This window comes from Streptomyces sp. NBC_00597, from assembly GCF_041431095.1.
In the GTDB taxonomy this organism is placed as follows: Bacteria; Actinomycetota; Actinomycetes; order Streptomycetales; family Streptomycetaceae; genus Streptomyces.
In genome coordinates this window covers 1,141,082-1,154,395 of the sequence record NZ_CP107757.1, presented here as the reverse complement: position 1 = coordinate 1,154,395, position 13,314 = coordinate 1,141,082, and the positions used below count along the sequence as shown (strand labels likewise).

At 72.1% G+C, this 13,314-nt stretch carries 9 protein-coding genes; 5 read left to right on the top strand and 4 right to left on the bottom strand.

The window, feature by feature from the left end; all coding sequences use genetic code 11:
* The first annotated feature begins 2 nt into the window (after positions 1-2).
* From OG974_RS04830 to OG974_RS04810, 5 genes are all read left to right on the top strand, one after another.
* A complete protein-coding gene (locus OG974_RS04830; protein ID WP_371645498.1) occupies positions 3-2,420 on the top strand; it encodes a hypothetical protein in 2,418 nt (805 codons plus the stop codon).
* A 276-nt stretch (positions 2,421-2,696) separates the two neighbouring features.
* Complete coding sequence (locus OG974_RS04825; RefSeq protein ID WP_371645496.1) at positions 2,697-4,547, top strand: hypothetical protein; 1,851 nt, start codon at positions 2,697-2,699, stop codon at positions 4,545-4,547.
* A gap of 15 nt (positions 4,548-4,562) precedes the next feature.
* Positions 4,563-5,057, top strand: coding sequence for a hypothetical protein (locus OG974_RS04820; protein WP_327279718.1), 495 nt, complete (start codon positions 4,563-4,565; stop codon positions 5,055-5,057).
* 232 nt (positions 5,058-5,289) lie between these two features.
* Entirely contained in the window at positions 5,290-8,133 is a 2,844-nt protein-coding gene (locus tag OG974_RS04815) for a SpoIIE family protein phosphatase (RefSeq protein ID WP_371645494.1), read from the top strand.
* A gap of 234 nt (positions 8,134-8,367) precedes the next feature.
* Positions 8,368-9,372: an ABC transporter substrate-binding protein gene (locus tag OG974_RS04810; protein ID WP_371645492.1), complete on the top strand. Its 1,005-nt coding sequence runs from the start codon at positions 8,368-8,370 to the stop codon at positions 9,370-9,372.
* Positions 9,373-9,543: 171 nt separating this feature from the next.
* Here the strand turns inward: OG974_RS04810 and OG974_RS04805 are convergent, their stop codons facing one another.
* The 4 genes from OG974_RS04805 to OG974_RS04790 form a co-directional block, all read right to left on the bottom strand.
* Positions 9,544-10,119, bottom strand: a complete 576-nt coding sequence (locus tag OG974_RS04805; protein ID WP_329315261.1) for a hypothetical protein — start codon at positions 10,117-10,119, stop codon at positions 9,544-9,546.
* A 1-nt stretch (position 10,120) separates the two neighbouring features.
* Complete coding sequence (locus OG974_RS04800; protein ID WP_371646734.1) at positions 10,121-11,398, bottom strand: adenylosuccinate synthase; 1,278 nt, start codon at positions 11,396-11,398, stop codon at positions 10,121-10,123.
* A 136-nt stretch (positions 11,399-11,534) separates the two neighbouring features.
* The gene (locus tag OG974_RS04795) at positions 11,535-12,539 is read right to left on the bottom strand and encodes a hydroxyacid dehydrogenase (protein WP_327279714.1); all 1,005 of its coding nucleotides are present in this window, start codon (positions 12,537-12,539) and stop codon (positions 11,535-11,537) included.
* 145 nt (positions 12,540-12,684) lie between these two features.
* Positions 12,685-13,293 (bottom strand): sigma-70 family RNA polymerase sigma factor, encoded by a 609-nt coding sequence (locus tag OG974_RS04790; protein WP_327279713.1) that lies wholly within the window; start codon positions 13,291-13,293, stop codon positions 12,685-12,687.
* Between the last annotated feature and the right edge of the window lie 21 nt (positions 13,294-13,314).

The window sequence follows — 13,314 nt, the reverse complement described above, 5'->3', positions numbered from 1 at the left end:
TCGTGACCATCACCGTCGACCAGGCTCAACCCGCCAACTGGCTGACCTTCGCCGACTCGGCCGTACACGACGGCGTGATCCGGCTCGACGCCGCCGAGGCCGACAACGCGGTCATCTCGATCAGCGCCGCCGACCTGCGGGACAAGTACCCGGCGACCGGGCTGGTGCCCGTCATCGAAAGCCCGCTCGCGGCCCTGCCGCTTTCGCACGAGATCGGCGCGCGCCACACCGTCACGCAGGTGATCCCGTGGCAGACGACCACCACCGTCCGGCTACCCACCGCACCCTCCGGCCCGCCCTCGCTGTGGCCGCTACCGAACGACCTGATCGCGCGTGCCGGGTCGGACCACAGCGGCTCGGAGTTCCTGCTGGAGCAGACGACACCACAGACCGGCGCGGACGCCCGCTACACGGAGCTCGGCTGCTACGCGTGGGCGACGCTGGTCTCGTTCACCGTCCGCCGCGTTCCGGGCCTCGCGGGGACGGTCGAGGTGTTCCGCGCGAACACCGCCGACCGGCAGCGGATCGCGCAGCTCCTGGAGTACCTGCGGAGCATCCCCGAGAAGCCGGCGACCGGCGCCTTCCCGCCGGCGCCGCCCGGCGAGCGCCCGCTGCTCACCCTGCTCTGGCAGCTTCCGCCGTCACCCGGCCTCAGCCCGGGTCTGACTTCGACTCCACTCGTCGCCGACCGGACCTTCATCGTCCAGACGAACCTGTCCACCGAGACGCACAGCGGTCCCAGGGCAGCCCGAAGCTCCACCGCGGGGCAGCATTTCGCGGCCATCTCCGACTGCGAGCGGTTCCTGACGCTGCTGTGGGAGTGCAGCGTCGTGGGTGGTGGCGGCTACTGGATGCAGTACCGCGGCGAGGTGCCCGACTCGATCTTCGACCAGGACGGGCTTGCCCGGTTGTCGCTGCTGGTGCAGCTCTCGTCGCAGTGCGGTGTCGCACCGGACCGGCACCTGTTCGCATTCACCAACGTCGCGGTGGTCGGGGACGGGGTGGATCCGGCGTCGGTCGCGCTCGCCGCGCGTGCGGTGAACCCGCCCGAGCTGCGGCCCGTCGCCTCGGTCGACCCCGGTCAGGTCGGGTTCACCGCGCGGTTCGCCAACCCGCTGGCCGACGACACCCCGCAGGGCCGGCTGCGCCGTCTGTACGGGCTGCTCGGTTTCCAGCTGGACCCGACGACGGACTTCTGCGGCAGTGTCGAGGGCCGGGCGGTGTCACCGAAGCCGGCGGACGCTACCGACGAACTCGGGTTCCTGGTGGCGAGCGAGGCTGCCGAAGAGGTCTGGGACCTGACCCGGATCGTCGACATCAGCCGGTTCGCCGTGCGGCACGCCCCGGCCGTGCCCACGGCACCGCCCTCCGTGGGCAACCCGTACGCCGGCGTCACCGCCGGCGCGCAGAGCCGGGTCTCGGTGTGGTTCCAGGACGTTTTCGGCAACCGGTCGGGCAGTCTGAGCCAGACCCCCGTGCCCGTCCGCTACACGGACCCGGTCATCGGCGTCGGCGCCTGGCCGTCGACCACCCTCCACTACACCGTCGAGCCGTCCGGCGTCCTGGCCGACCTCGCCGTCTCCGTCGACCTCCAGGCCGTCACCTACCAGCCGGGCGCGGCCGACCCCGGCAGCGCGGCCGCCGACGCGGCGACGCGCGACCGGGACCGTCTGGTGCCGGTCTACTACCAGGTCACCCAGCCCGACGTCCGGGCCGCGCTGCTCACCTCGCTCCAGCAGGATCCCGGATCGGAGCCCACCCCGCTCCCCGTCGACGTGGCCGTGCTGGGCCGGTACGTCATCGGTGCCCACGCGCTGCTCGGCTCGCTCGCAATGATCGCTTCCGCACCCGCCACCGACGCCGCGACCCTGGACGGCCTCTGCACGACCTATGGCGTCGGCTTCGACGAGCTGGGCACGGCGAACGCGGGCACGGCCATCAGCGCCATGCTCGACGCCGATGAACTGGCGGTACCGGTGAGCGCGGCGTTCCGTAACCAGGACACGATCGCCGGGTTGTGCCGACGCGGTCGACCCCTCGCTCGACCCGGAACGGGTGCTGCTCGACGAGGACAACACCGTGCTGCCGCTCAACCCGTCCGTCGAGCTCGTCACCCCGCCGCGCGAGGCGGTGGTGGCGCCCGAGTCGCCGCCGGCCGAGGAACTCGCCGCGGCGCTGCGCTGCACCCCCAGGACGCTCGTGACGGCCAATCAGGACCGCCCGGGGCTGCTCACCCCGGGGTTCGTCTTCGACTGCAACGGTGTCAAGGTCGAGGTCTCGTTCGACCGGCCGGCCAGCGAAGCGACACTGGCGGGCGTCGAGTCGGCGTTCCGGGACCTCGGTGTCCCGTTCGACGCCGCGCAGGTGGTGTCGCTGAACGCGGAGAAGCCGGGCATGTTCCGTGCGGGCGCGGCCCTTGAGGTCACGGGCTACCTCGTCGAGAGCGGCGACACCCTGCGCGACAACCGGGCAGGCCTCACACCAGAGCGGCTCGCGCCGCTGAACACCACGACCGTCGACCTCTTCACCCCGGGCACCCCGGTGTTCCTCACCACGACGCCGACGCCCGTACCGGCGGGCGACACGCTCAAGCACTTCGCCGACGTCAACGCCACCACACCCGGCGCGCTGTTGCGGCACAACGGCCCGGTCGCCCTCTCGACCGGCTCTCCCCCGGTCGTGCCCGGGATATGGGCGTGGCCTTCGGATCCCGTCGCTCGGTGCCGTACACCGTGCGCGAGGGCGACTCGCTCGACGCCATCGCCGGGTACTTCCCCGGTGCCGATCTGGTCGAGGTCAACGCCGGGATGCCGGGGACCATCGCGTCCGGCGTCACCATCACGGTCGGCACCGAGTCGGTGACGATGGCGGCGCCCGTCTCGTTCGCCGAAGTCTGCGCGGTGTTCGGCCCGCCGGTCGACCTCGCCGCACTCGCCGCGGCGATCGGCGAGCGGACCGACGTGCTCGCGACCGGAGCGCTGCTGGTCTGCCCGCCCGGCGTGCTCTGCGCGCAGCCCGCAGCGGTCGGAGTGACACCGCAGGAGGCCGCGCGGCCGTTCGGCGTCACCCCGGTCGCGCTGCTCGCCGCGAACGCCGGCACACCGGGCCTGCTGCTGCCCGGGCAGGTGCTGCGCGGGCAGCAGCCCGGCGCGGACGGCACCGCGCCCACCGAGACCACCGCGGCCTGCGACACGCTGACCGCCGTGGTCGCAAGGTTCCGTCGTCGGGGCGTGACGACCGGCGTCGAGGCCATCGTCGCGGCGAACGCCGACACCGGATTCCTGCGACCCGGCTCGCGCGTGGTCGTCCCGCCGGCCACTGCCCGCCTCACCGGCCGGCTCGGCAAGTCGACGCCGGACGGCGTCCAGTGGTCGTTCCCCGGGCCCGTCTTCCCGGTCACCGTGGCGCTGGACCTCTTCCGCGAACCCACACTGGTCGACCCGGCGCTCGCCGCGACCGCAACGCGCGAGGCGACCGCCGTCCCCGCCGGCCGCAGCACGGACCCCGCCCAAAGCGATGCGCTCACCCTGGCGGCGTTCGCCGAGCAGGTCCAGCGCGCGGTGCCGGCCCTGCGGCTGGCGACGGCGCCGGGCGGCACGTCCGCCACCGATGTCTGGGCAGTCGTCTTCGGCACGGGTGGCATCGAGACCGTCAGCATCGAGCCGCCGCTCAAGGTCGCCGGTACCAGGCAGCCGCGCACCTTCGCGATCCGCCCTCTCGCCACCACGCTCATCGCACGGCAGCACGTATACACCCCCGGGTTCGACGTCACGACCGGGCTGCTGACCGAGGGACAGACCCGCGACTACCAGGGCATCGACCTTGAGCTCTGGGCCCAGGGGTTCCTCGCGGACGTCGAACTACTCCTGTCGGCCGCGTACGTCCAGGGTGCGTACGAGCTGGGCCGGGACGTGCTCGACGGGATCATCGGCGTCAAGAAGACGCTCGCCGGTGCCGTCGCGGCGGGCCTGGACTACGTCCTCGCCGGGGAGACGCCGGACGCCGGAACCGATCCCAAGCGCGCGGCGGCTGTCGAACGGCTGCGTCAGGAGCTGCTCGTCTCGCTGCCCCTCGGCTACGCCACCTCGGCCGTGGTCCAGTACGACACCAGCGTGGCGTCCCCGTGGACCGACCCGTACGCGCGGCTGTCCGGCAACCCGGTCGTCGACTACCGGGACGTCCCCGCACACCTGCGCACCGCGACGGTGTCGAACGGCAAGGTCTCGCTCGCCGACGGCGACTCGCAGATCAATTTCCTGATCACCGTCCCCGACGTGGCCGAGCACGCCGCGCTCGACCTCACCCTCGACTTCGCGGGCATCGAGCTAGAGTTCGGGATCGAGCGGGAGGTCGAAGGCTACGACCGGTCCGACTGGCTCACCTTCGTCTCGCCGCTCGCCTCCGGCTCACCGCCCGCCCTGGACTTCGGCCTCGGGGCTCCGCGCGTACCGATCCCGCTGCGCGCGTACCCGCCGATGCCGATCCTGCTCGACCAGCACGCCGACGTCCCCACCCCGGGCGCCGGGCTCAGCGACGCGCTGCACTGACAGTACCGGTGTTCGGTGCAACATCAGTCGGCCGAGCAGGACACCGTCGAACTCCAGGTCACGTACAACCAGTCGGCCCGCAAGCCGGCCGTCGCACCGGCGGACGACCTGTTCGGTGCCCTGGCGCAGTACACCGCGGTCTCCGCTCCGCTGCTCGGCCTGCTCGCCGGGCTGCCCGACTGGGAGGCTGCCGACCCCGACGGGCGCACCGCCATGACGAACGCACTGGGCACGTACCGGACGCTCGCCGCCGCTGTCGCGCAGGCCTGGACCGCGCACTGGGCAGATGGTCCCGCGCCCGTGCCGGTGGTCCCCGTCGCAGGGTTCCGCCGGGCCGTGACAGCGTTGGCCGAGCGGTCGGCCCGCCCATATCGCTCGCAGACGAAGGCGACCAGATCGCTGTCGGGTCCCCACTCGAAGACGGTCTCCCGGATCTTCGGACGTGCCGGGGGCACACTCCCGCACCATGCTGACCGTTTACTGACCTCATCGGGATCGGAAAGGCTCTGACCTGCACGGATGTCCAGATGTCAGACGTTGGACGTTGGACGTGAACATGGTGCGAAGCATGGAGGATCTCCCGATTTGCCTGCTCCTTGCCCGCTCCGTGCAGGTCAAGGGCGATGGGCCGGAGCCCACAGCGCTTCGCGCTCGCGGTCAGCTGTCCGCAGGTCCTTGGGACTCCGGCACCGCACGTCCGGGCCGGGGCCGTCCGCTGCCGACGGCGCGCAGAGGTTAGAAGATGGACTATGTGAGCAACTATCTGGGAGGACTCCGGCGATGGCTGCTCGGTTCGGCCACGAGACCCTCCGCTCGCCCTGGGCCCGAGCGCTCAGGGCGCCGTCAAGAGCGCCGGGAGCGCGCCCGCCCCCCTTTGGAAGGGACGCGGCGGCCGCAGCGGCTGTCCGCCCTCCTGAGCGCGCGCAGTGTGGCCGGCGAGGTGTTCCTCCTCCAGCTGGCCGTCGTGGTCCTTCTCGTCGCCGCCGCGGTCGTCGCGCTCGTGGTGCAGGCGCGGAGCTCCGCCATGCTGGACGCCCGGCACCGTACTCTCGCCGCCGCCGGAACGTTCGCGGAGTCTCCGGGGATCGTGGCGGCCCTCCGCAGCCCCCACCCCAGCGCCGTGCTCCAGCCGAGCGCCGAGGCGGCCCGGAAGATCGCCGGGGTCGACGGCATCAACGTGTACACGCTCGACGGGGTCACCATCGCCCACAGCGACCCGCGGCAGATCGGCAAGCGCGTCGTCGGCCCCTTTGCCAAGGCGGCGGCCGGCAAGTCCTTCACGGAGACGTTCTCGGGTTCCCTGGGGCAGTCCGTGGTCTCGGTGGTTCCCGTCAAGGACGCGGACGGCGGCGTCATCGCGGTCGTCTCCTCCCCCGTCACGGTCCAGAACGTCCAGAGCATGGTGAACGGGCAGCTGCCGGTCGTGCTCGGCAGCGCAACCGCGGTGCTCGCCCTGTCCGCGGGCGGCACCGCCCTGGTGAGCCGCCGGCTGCTGCGCCGGACCCACGGTCTGGGACCGGCCGAGATGACGAGGATGTACAAGCACCACGACGCGGTGCTGCACGCGGTCCGGGAGGGCGTGCTGATCGTCGGCGACCGCGGGCGGCTGCTGCTGGCCAATGACGAGGCGCGCCGGCTGCTGGAACTGCCGGCGGACGCGGAAGGGCTCCCCGTCACGGACCTGGGTCTGGAGGAGGGGATCGCGGAGCGGATCGCATCGGGCCGTTCGGCGACCGACGAGGTGCACATGGCGGGCGATCGGCTACTGGCGGTGAACATCCGACCCACCGCCCCGTACGGGACCGCCGGGACGGTCGTCACGCTGCGGGACACCACCGAGCTGCGGGCGCTGTCCGGACGGGCCGAGGTGGCCCGCGAGCGGCTGAAGTTGCTCTACGACGCGGGGGTGCAGGTGGGGACGACCCTGGACGTGGAGCGTACGGCCCAGGAGCTGGCGGAGGTGGCGGTCCCGCGGTTCGCCGACGTGGTCACGGTCGACCTGCTGGAACCGGTACTGCACGGCGAGGAGCCGCCCCGGCTCAATACCGAGATGCGCCGCGCCGCCTCCGTCGGCCTCCAGGGCGACCACCCGCTCTACCCCGTCGGCCGACTGATCCGGTTCGTTCCCACCAGTCCGATGGCCGCCGGACTGGCCGGCGGTCATGCGGTCCTGGAGGCGGACCTGCGCGCCACCCACCACTGGCGGGCCCAGGACCCGGCCAATGCCCAGCTGCTCCTGGACCGCGGCATCCACTCCCTGATCGCCGTGCCCCTGCGGGCCCGGGGCGTCGTGCTGGGGATGGCCGGCTACTGGCGGGGGGAGGACTCCCCGCCGTTCGACGAGGAGGACGTGTCCTTCGCCGAGGAGCTGACCGCGCGGGCGGCGCTGTCCGTCGACAATGCCCGCCGCTACACCCGCGAGCACAACGTGGCCGACACCCTGCAGCGCAGTCTGCTGCCCCGGGGCGTGCCGGAGCAGTCCGCCGTCGAGGTCGCACACCGCTATCTGGCTGCCCATGCAGGTGTGAGCGGCGACTGGTTCGACGTCATCCCCCTGCCCGGCGCCCGGGTGGCGCTGGTGGTCGGCGACGTCGTCGGCCACGGTCTGCACGCCGCCGCCACCATGGGCCGCCTGCGGACCGCCGTCTACAACTTCTCCACCCTCGACCTGCCTCCGGACGAGCTCCTGAGCCACCTGGACGAACTGGTCGCCCACATCGACACCGACGAGCAGGAGTGGGAGGGGATCACCGGAGCCACCTGCCTGTGCGCCGTCTACGACCCCGCCTCGGGGCGGGTGACGGCCGCCACCGCCGGTCACCCGGGCCCTGCCCTGGTCCACCCGGACGGCACCGTGTCCTTCCCCGAGGTACCGGTCTCCCCGCCACTGGGCCTGGGGGAGGGCCTACCCATGGAGACCGCGGAGCTGACCCTGCCCGAGGGTTCCTTGCTGGCGCTCTTCACCGACGGGCTGATCGAGGGCCGCGACCGCGATCCGGACGCGGGGCTTGCAGCGCTGCGCGCCGCGCTGGCCGGGCCCGCCCGCACCCCGGAGGAGACCTGCACCGCGGTGATCGACGCGGTGCTGCCCACGAAGCCCAGCGACGACATCGCGCTGCTGGTGGCCCGCACCCGCCGACTGGACCCCGCGCGGATCGCCGAATGGGACGTGCCCCCCGACCCTGCGGCGGTGTCCCGCGTGCGCAACGCCTGCGCCCGCCGGCTGGCGGACTGGGGCCTTGAGGACATCGCCTTCACGACGGAGCTGATCCTCAGCGAGCTGATCACCAACGCCATCCGCTACGGAAGCGAGCCCATCCGGGTGAGGCTGCTGTACGACCGCAGCCTGATCTGCGAGGTCTCCGACGGGTCCAGCACCTCCCCGCACCTGCGCCGGGCCGAGGACACCGACGAGGGCGGCCGCGGCCTGTTCCTCGTCGCCCAGTTCGCCCAGCGCTGGGGCACCCGTTACACCGCCCGCGGCAAGATCATTTGGAGTGAGCAGGCCCTCCACGGCGAGGCGGTACCGGCTGTGGCGGTTCCGGAGGAGGCGCTCCTGGCCGGGTGGGACGACGAGCCGCACTGAGCCCACGCCGGGGCGGCGGCTGGGACTGCCCGCCGGGGCCATCGAACGTACGCTGGTCTCGACCGGTACGCGACCGCCCGCCATGGAGCCTTCGTGCCCCCACCTCGTCTCCGGACAGCCGCCGTCGCAGTCTGCTTCGCCCTCGCTGCGGCGCCCCTCGCTGCCTGCGGAGACGAACCCGCCGCGGTGCCCAGGGCACCCGCGGTGGCCACCTCCGCCGCGGACGCCGGCGGCATGGCAGCACTGACCGAAGCCGCCAAGAAGGAGGGCTCGCTCAACACGATCGCGCTCCCCAGCGACTGGGCCGGCTACGGCGCCCTGATCGACGGCTTCGAGAAGAAGTACGGGATCAAGGTCACGGTGGAGAACCCGGAAGGGTCCAGCCAGGACGAGATCACCGCCCTGAAGGAGCACAGGGGCGACGGCCGCGCCCCCGACGTGATCGACGTGGGGGGCTCCTTCGCCCGGTCCGCGGCCCAGCAGGGCCTGCTCGCCCCGTACGAGGTCGCCCCGTGGGACGGCATTCCCGAGAAACAGAAGGACCCGCGCGCCCGCTGGTACGACAACTACGGCGGCTACGTCTCGATCGGCTGCGACGCCAAGCGCGTCAAGACCTGCCCCGCGACCTTCGCCGATCTGCGCAAGCCCGAGTACAAGGGCAAGGTCGCGCTCAACGGCGACCCGACGAAGTCCGGCTCCGCCCTCGCCGGCGTGTACGCCGCGGCCCTGGCGAACGGGGGCTCCTTCGACAACATCCAGCCCGGTATCGATTTCTTCGCCGAGCTCAGCAAGAACGGCAACTTCATCCCGGTCGAATCCACCCCTGCCACGATCGAGAAGGGCGAGACCCCGATCAGCATCGACTGGGACTTCCTCAACCTCGGATACGCCGAGGAATTCCGCGCGAAGGGCGCGGACGTCGACTGGCGGACCGCGATCCCCTTCGACGGCAGCTTCGCCGAGTACTACGCCCACGGCGTGAACAAGGACGCCCCGCACCCCGCGGCGGCCCGCCTGTGGCAGGAGTACGTCTTCGGCCCGGAGGGCCAGAACATCCGGCTCGGCGCCAATGCACGCCCCGTGCTGATGGACGCCATGAAGAAGGACGGCACCCTCGACAAGGCCGCCGCGGAGAACCTGCCGACGGTCGAGGGCACGCCGTCGTTCCCGACGGAGGCCCAGCGGGAGAAGGCGCGGGAGACGGTCAACCGCAACTGGGCCGATGCCGTCTCGGGCTGAGGTCCCGACCGGCCGGTGGCTCCACCGGGCATACCGGACGGGTACCGGGCCAGGTACGGGTGCAGGGGCCGGGTACGGGGCTGGGTACGGGGCCGGGTACGGGTACGGGTGGCGGCCCGGCCGCCGGGGCGGGCACCGTGTCGCACCCGGTGCCCGCCCCGGCGGTGCGTGTCAGGCCTGGAAGAGGGCCCGGACAGAGTCGTCGTAGGCGGCGCTGATCCGGAAGGCCTTCTCCGCGAGGGCCAGGCGGCGGGAGTGCGGGACCGCCGACGGGCTGCCCGCGCCGGCGTCCAGCAGGGCGAGGACCTCGTCGTAGTCGTCGGGGTCGCCGAGCGGGATGACGTGCTCGCAGTTCTTCGCGGCGCCGCGGAGCATCGCCGGCCCGCCGACGTCGATCTTCTCGCGGAAGGCGGCGAAGTCGATGCCCTGCTCCCGCTCGGGCAGCAGGTAGTAGTTGCAGGCGACGAGGTCGACGCGGGTGATGTCGTACGCGGCGATCTCCGCCAGGTCGGCGGGGGTGTCACGGGCGAGGATGCCGCCCATGACCGACAGGGTCAGGGTCTTGACCCGGCCGCCCAGCAGGGTGGGAGCGCCGGCCAGGTCCGCGATCCGGCCGACCTGGTGGCCGGCGTCCGCCAGCTGCTTCTGGGTTCCCTCGGTCGCCACGACGTCCCAGCCCAGCCGCAGCAGGCCGACCGCCAGGGTGTCGATGTTCCGCTTGTCGCTCACGGCGAGCACGGCGAGCACGTCAGTTCTCCTCGGTGATGTTGATCAGGGCGTCTCGGTGGGAGCCCACCGAGACGTGGCGGACGGGTACGCCGAGCAGCTCCTGGATGCCCTCCACGTAGGCGCGGGCCGCGGCGGGGAGCTCCTCGTACCGGCGGATCCCGGAGATGTCCTCGTCCCAGCCGGCGAAGGTCCGGTACACGGGCTTCATCCGGTCCAGTTCGGCCGGGCTGGTGGTGAACTCGGGCACCGGCGTGCCGTCCTGCTCGTAGGCGGTGCACACCTGGAGCTCGCCGATGCCGGTGAGCTGGTCCAGGTTGGTGATGGCGATCGCGTCGGCGCCCTGGACGCGGGCCCCGTAGCGGGTGGCCACCGCGTCGAAGGCGCCGAGCCGGCGCGGCCGGTTGGTGGTGGAGCCGTACTCGCCCCACTGGCGGCGCAGCCGGTCGGCGCGCTCCTCGTCGAACTCCGTGACGAAGGGTCCCGCCCCCACGCAGGAGGAGAACGCCTTGGTGACGCCAACGGTGTGGTCGACCTTGGCCCAGGGGACGCCCATGCCGACCGGGGCGTGTCCGGCCAGACAGTTGGAGGACGTGGTGAACGGGTAGATCCCGAAGTACAGGTCCTTCAGGGCGCCGAGCTGGCCCTCGGCCAGGACGGCGGCGTTCTCGTCCAGGGCGCGGGAGAGCAGCGCCGTCACGTCCGCGACGTGCGGTTCCAGCCGGTCGCGCACGTCGGCCGCCCACCGCTCGACCTCGGCGAGGACCAGAGGGGCGCCCCCGTAGAGCTTGGTGATCCGCTCGTTGGCCCAGTCGACGACGGCGGCCAGCCGGCCCGGCAGGCCCTCCTTGTCGAACAGCTCGCCCACCAGCAGCGTCTTCTTCATGACGCGGTCGCCGTAGGCGGGTGAGATGCCCTTGCGGGTGGAGCCGTACTTGCCGTGCGAGAGGCGTTCCTCCTCCAGTCCGTCCAGGTCCCGGTGGAAGGGGAAGCAGACGGACGCCCGGTCGGAGACGAGCAGCCGTTCGGGGGCCACGCCCGGCTGGCCGGCGAGGGCGTCGATCTCGCCGAGCAGGCCCTCGACGTCGACGGTCATGCCGGGGCCCAGGATGCTGATCACGTCGGGGCGCATGATGCTGCTGGGCAGGCTGTGCAGCTTGAACGTGCCCTGGTCGGTGTGGATGGTGTGACCGGCGTTGCTGCCGCCGTGGTAGCGGACCACGTAGTCGGCATCCTCGGCGAGGTTGTCGACCATCCTCCCCTTGCCCTCGTCACCCCAGTTGAGGCCGACAACTGCCATGAGCACGATGGAACTCCTCTGTTCTGTTCGGGCGGTTCTGTGAAACGGGCGTGCGGGGCCGCCCGCCGGTGTGTCCTGCCTCGCCACCGGCGGGCGGCCCGTCACGGATGCAGATGCAGATCTGGATCCGGGTGCCTCAGGCCAGCAGTTCGCGGCGGCGCTCGGCGGCACGGCCCCAGGCGTCCGGGTTGAGGGCGCTCGGCGGCTGCTTGCCGTCGAGGGCGGTGATCAGCTGCGTGGCGGCGTTCAGCGCCAGGGCGCGCTTGGTCTCGACCGTGAAGTCCGCGATGTGCGCACTGAGCACGACGTTGTCCAGGGCCAGCAGCGGGCTGTCGTCCGGAAGCGGCTCGTCCTCGTACACGTCGAGGGCGGCGCCTGCGAGGTGGCCGCTGCGCACCGCGCGCACGAGGGCGTCGGTGTCGGTGACCCGGCCGCGGGAGGTGTTCACGAAGTAGGCCCCGGGCTTCATCTGCGCGAAGGTCTTGTCGTTGAACATGTGCTCGGTCTCTTCGTTCATCTCCGGGTGGGCGGTGACGAAGTCGGCCTCGGCGAGGAGGTCCTCCAGCCGCTCCACCTTGATCGCGCCGACCTCGGCCATCTTCTCCGCGGAGACGTACGGGTCGTACGCGAGGACCCGCATCAGGAAGCCGCCGTGGGCGCGCCGGGCGGTCCAGCCGCCGACGTTGCCGAGGCCGACGATGCCCAGGGTCTTGCCGGTGAGCTCGACGCGGTGGCTGCCCAGCCGGCTCTCCCCCCATGCGGCCCGGTTGCCGTGGCGGTGGATCGCGGCGAGGTTGCGCGTGACCATGAGGAGCAGCCCGAAGAAGTGCTCGGAGACCGGCTTGCCGCCCAGGCCGGGGTTGTTGGCGACGACCACACCGGCTTCGGTGGCCGCCTCGATGTCGATGTTGTCCACGCCGCGGCCGCTGGAGAGCACGGCGATCAGGTTCGGGGCGGCCGCGAGGAGTTCGCGGTCGATGCGGGCGGGGTAGCGGGCCACCAGGCCGTGGGCGTCGGCGAGGGCCTCAAGGACGGCCGCCCGGTCGGAGTCGTCCACGCGGCGGACGTCGGCGTGCTGCTCCAGCAGTTCCTCGGCTTCGGCGGCGTACATCGAGCCGACGAGGACTACGTTCGGTCGCATGATGGTGTGCTTCCTGTGGGGCCAGGGGCCGGCGGGACGCCCCTGGACGCGAATGCGGATCGAAGGATGCGGTGATGCGGTGATGCCGTGATGCGGTGGCGCCGGCGGCGTCGGACTACGGCGGCTTCCCGGGCGGACGGCCGGGTCAGGCCGCCACGCTCGCGGCCAGCAGGCTTTCCAGTGGCCGCAGTTCTCCCCCGCGGCTGGCTGCGAGCAGCCGTTCGGTGAGTTCGGCGTGCTCCACGGGCGCGGCGGTGAAGCGGGGGCGGCCCTCGGCGAGCCGGTCGTGGGCGCGGCCGTACAGCTTGCGGCAGTACACCTCGCTGATGCCCAGCACGGCGGCGATCTCCCGGTAGCTGTACTCGAAGGCGGTGCGGAGCACGAGTACCGCCCGCTCGGCGGGGCCGAGGCGTTCCAGCAGCCAGGCCACCCCGCGCCGGAGTTCCTCGGCCCGTTCCACGTTCTGGAACGGCTCGGGGGTCGTGGTGACGGTCTGCTCCGGCACCAGGGCGCCGACGTAGGAGACCCGGCGGGCGTGCGCGGACTTGCGGTAGTCGGCGCACAGGTGGGTGACGACGGTGGAGAGGAAGGCTCCGTGGTTCTCGACGTTCTCCACGTTCTGCGCCGTCATCCAGCGCAGCCAGGCCTCGGAGATGATGTCCTCGGCTTCCTCTGCGGAGCCGACGCGACGGTAGGCCAGCGCCTGCAGGCTCGCCCTGCGGCGGTGGAACTCTTCCTGATCAAGATCGAACAAGGTTTTGCCTCCAGGCCGGCC